The sequence below is a fragment of the Streptomyces sp. WAC 04229 genome (assembly GCF_003947455.1).
GTDB lineage: Bacteria > Actinomycetota > Actinomycetes > Streptomycetales > Streptomycetaceae > Streptomyces.
In genome coordinates, this window is sequence record NZ_QHJH01000324.1 from 1 (window position 1) to 4,438 (window position 4,438).

Below are 4,438 nucleotides of genomic sequence, written 5' to 3' on the forward strand. Positions count from 1 at the left end.
GGTCAGGGGGGCGTTCATCGGTGGGTTCCTTCTGGGGGCGGCGGTCGGTGAGGGTGGCGGTGGATACAGAAAGCCCCCGGGTACGACCCGGGGGCTTTCCTGGTCGCTGGGTCGGTCAGTCGTCGTCCGTGTCGTTCTGCGACATCTCGTTGAAGTAGATCGCCGCGAAACGGATGGCTGCGTTCTCGCTGAGGCCGGCCTTCTTCAGGCCTTCGATCAGCTCAGCCATGTGGAGCATCGCCTGGTCCATGTGCGTCATCTTCAGGTCCGGGAACTCGTCCGGCTGCATCAGGAACCTCACCGCTGTTGGTTGCCGCGTAGGTTCCATCATCGCCCTTCACGAGCTTGTCTTGCAGCCCCAGGCGGGCGCAGAGGTCGCGGAAGGTGCGGTCGGACTTGTCGTAGCCGGCCTTCGCCATGAGGGGGTACACCTCGGACGGCTTGGCGGGCCTGCCGAGGGAGGCGAACAGTTCGATGGCGAGCTGCTCCGGGGTCTTGGGGGTGACACGGGTCTTGGCGAGTTCGATCGCGGCGTCCTGGGCGGCGACGCGTTCCAGCTCTTCGTCGTCGAGCATGGCCTCGGTGAGGCGGGGGATCTCGGTGGAGGCGCCGCGGGCTTCGACGGGGTAGCCGTCGTCGTCGACCGCGTGACCGAGGAGGACTGCGTACGGCTCGGGCTTGGGCCAGGACTGGTAGAGCTCCCACACGCTCTCGTGCATGCGGTCGGGTCCGACGTTGCCGTAGGCGTCGCCGCGGAGGTTGGGGATGCAGCGGGCCCAACGCTGGCCGTAGGCGAGGCCGGCGGCGCGGGCGGAGACTTCGTCGAGGGTGGGGCGGCTGGAGGACAGCTGGCGGGCGGCGTCCATGAACAGGGTCTGCATGCGCTGGTGGTCGCTGCTGCCCTCTTGGAAGGCTTCGGCCATGGTGGCGTAGGCCTTGGCGGGGGCGGGCTGGTAGGGGCCCTTGGTGGCGCTCATGTAGACGACGGTTCCGGGGTCGGTGAAGAGGGCCATGTCGGGGGCGCCGTAGCCGGGGAACAGCATGTCGAGCTCGGATGCGTTGTTGGTGCGCAGGCCGATACGGCCGGGGGTGAGTTCGTCCATGGCGGCGGTGATGTAGTCGCGGGTGGCGCGCAGTCCGGTGTTGGAGACGCGGACGTTGACGGAGCGGCCTTCTTCGATGATGAAGTCGATGCCTTCGAGGACGTCGTCGGGCATGGACTTCGTCTCGTCGACTCGGATGTGGATGGCGGGGATCTCGGGGCGGGCGGGCAGGTTGTCGATGTCCTCGTCCTCGAGGAGGTCGGAGTATTCGGTCTTGCGGGCGGCGATGACCTGGCGGGCGGCGCGGACCATGAGGCGGCATTCGTCTTCGTTGGTGGCGGGCCAGTCGATGAGGGGGACGCCGATGCCGTACCGCAGGTAGGGGTTGATGAAGACCGCGGACATCTTCGCGGAGGTATCCATGTCCCAGACGAGGGCGTCGATGCAGCGGACCAGGCCGAGGCCGAGGGTCTTCATGAGGGCGGTCTTGCCGGAGCCCTGGGCGCCGATCGCGATGAACCCTTCGTCTTTCAGGCTGAGGCCTGCTTCCTGGCCGGTGCCGATGACGCCGAACCCGACGGGCTTGTTGATGGTGGTGGGGGTGAGCCCGGGGTAGGGGATGGCGCCGGCCATCATGTTCTTGCGGGTGATCGCGATGAAGACGACGTTGCGGGGGACGTCGGGGCCGCCGGCGGAAAAGGCGACACCGCCCCCCTTGGGGAGGTGGAGTGCGCCGGCGAGTTCCGCTTCGTAGCCGCGGAGGGCGTCGATGTTGAGGTGGGCGGGGAGGGTGACCTTGACGGTTTCGCCGGCGCCGGACGGCCAGCGGTCGACGATGGGGTCGGCGACGGCGCCTTCGATGCCGCAGATGTTGTAGAGGAGCTGCGCCCAGCCATCCTGAGCGGTTTTGATCTGCTCGCCCTCCTCAAGGCGCCGATAGAACTCCTTTTCTGCTTCTCGGGTGGTCTCGCCCCACTTGTCCATGCCGATGTTCACGGCTGCGCCGGCTCCCCAGATGGTGGTGCCGACGGCCATGGTGGTGAGGGTGGGCTGGGTGGCGAGGGCGTAGGAGAGCCAGCCGGTGGTGGCCATCCAGGTGGAGGCGCGGGCGACGAGGACGCGCCGCCAGGAGCCGCGGGCCTTTTCGTAGAGGACTGCTACGCCGGTGGCGACGGCGCCGGTGGTGGCGCCGGCCTGCCAGGGGATGTCGGCGAGGGGTGCGACGAGGGCGCTGGCGCAGGCGAGTTCGGCGCCCCATGCAGTGAGCCGGCCGGGAGTGACGGCGTCGCGGCTGAAGTCCCACCGCTTGGGCTTGTCGGAGATGGTTTCGAGGCCAGCGGGGACCTCGGTCTTGGTCTTGGTCATCAGACGACGTCCCACTTCTTCTCGGCGTTGGCGCCCTTGCGGGGCTTGGCGTTGAGCCTCAGTTCACGGTCGTGGGCGCGCTGGGCTGCCTTGATGGCCTTGCGGAGTTCCGCGGCGACGTTCTTGACCTTGGATGCGGTGGCGCGGACGGTGTCGTCGACGACGCTCTCGGTGGGCCAGGTGTTGGCCATGCGCCGGTAGAGCTTGTTGACGGAGTCGGCGACGATGTCGACTCCGTGGGCGGTGCCGGCGACTTCGGACAGGCAGGTGACCATGTGGCCGCGGTCGAAGCCCTTCATCAGGTTGATGAGCTTCTTGGTGCTCTCCCCGGAGGCGGGCACGAGCTTCCCAGTGCTGTTCGTACTGCTGCCCGCGGGGAGGGCGAGGCGGGCCTGCCCGGCGGACGTGATCGCGGCGCGGAGCTTCGCGGCATCTAGGGTGCCGGCGGCGTTGCGGATGTTCCACCGCTCCTCGCCGATGCGGGGCGCCATGACGCGGTGGATGTCGTCGCGGTGGGCCTGCACGAACACGACGATGATCGTGTCGGCCATGCGGGCGGCGGTTAGTGCGGCGACGGCCGCGTTGTTGAGGTGCTTGATCACGGACGGGTGGAGGGGGGCGGTCTTCTGGAGGGCGTTCGCTGCTTCGCGGACGGCGAGGGCGAGGTTGCGGCACAGGTTGGGGATCCCAGCGAGTTCCACCACGTGGTCGGCCATGTCGGCGTCCGCGTCGCCGTGGAGGCCGTTGGCGAGCTGTTCGGCCATGGCGATGAGGAGCCGGTAGGCCTGGGTGCCGCGGACTTCGAGCTGCCGGGCGACCGCTACGCCGGCGGCGGTGGTGCCTGCGGGTGCGGTGGTGGCGATGGGGTAGGTCACGGGGGTGCTCCTTCGCTGCTCTGTTGATGCCGCGAGCGCGAGCATCTGTTCCTGCCGGCCGAGTTCGTAGTCGATCCGCTGGTTCTCGTAGCGGATCCGCTCGACCTTGACCCGGATCGGGTCGCCCATGGTTCCGTCGCGGGCTGCGTCCCGTTCGGCCTGCTTGCCTGCCGTGATGGCCTGCCGGCGGCGCTGCTTCTCTCGGCGGGCTTTGACGAGGGCGATGCGGTCTTCGTCGATGACTTCGCCGTCGATGACGTCGTCGGGGGCACGGTCCGGCTTGGGGGGCAGGCCGTCATCGACGATTTCGGCATCGAAGATCTCGTCGCCGGTGTGATTGCCGCCGTTGGGGGTGATGGGGGCGAGGCCGTCGCGGGCAGTGGACGACGTGGCGTCGTCACCGCTACTACCCTTGCTGTTCTTGGTCTTGCGGTTCTTGGTCTTCGGGTCGGTGATGGTCTTCCCGGTCTTGTCCTTGTGGCCGCGGCCGTGCCAGGGGCGGGTGTCGGAGTAGTCGCCGCTGTGGTCCTTCCGCGTCCTGGGGCTCTTCGGGCCCTTCGGGGTCTTGGGGTCCTTCGTGCCGGTGCCTGCCGCGTCCTTGCCGCGCTTGGGGTCCTTGTTGGTCTTGTTGCCGCGGTTCTTGTCGCGGTTGCGGAACTTGTCGGCGAGGCCCTTGCCTGCCTTGGACAGCTTGTCGGCGACCGGGTCCTTCACCTTCGGCTTGCGGTTCTTCCCGCCACCGCCCAGGCCAGTACCTCCTCCGCCTAGGCCCTTGCCGTGGCCGGGGCCCTTCGGCGTCTTGTGGCGGCCGTCGGCACCGGAACCGTTGGGCGTCCGGTGCCGTCCCGCTCCCCCGCCCGACCCGTTGCCGCGGCCACGGCCGCTTCCACCCCCGGAGCCGGACCGGTCACGGCCGGACTTCGAGCCGTCGGAACCGTTGCTGCCGGGGTCGTTGTTCGTGTTCTCGTCGTGCTCACGGCGCCGGGCGCGCCACATGGAGGCGGCGACGAGGGCGGGCAGGGTGACGCCGCCGACGATGGCTCCGATGGGGCCGGCGGTGAGGAATCCGATGCCGATGGCTGCGGTTTCGCCGCTCACGCTGTGTGAGATTGCGGCGTATCCGTTTCGTAGTGTGTTGTCGTTGTTGTTCTGGTT

At 68.5% G+C, this 4,438-nt stretch carries 2 protein-coding genes; both read right to left on the minus strand.

What is annotated here, in order from left to right:
• Positions 1-221 precede the first annotated feature (221 nt).
• A complete protein-coding gene (locus DMH12_RS40395; protein ID WP_125495730.1) occupies positions 222-2,408 on the minus strand; it encodes a hypothetical protein in 2,187 nt (728 codons plus the stop codon).
• A complete protein-coding gene (locus DMH12_RS37430) occupies positions 2,408-4,381 on the minus strand; it encodes a hypothetical protein (protein WP_125495731.1) in 1,974 nt (657 codons plus the stop codon). Before DMH12_RS37430 ends, DMH12_RS40395 begins: the two co-directional genes overlap by 1 nt.
• Positions 4,382-4,438 lie beyond the last annotated feature (57 nt).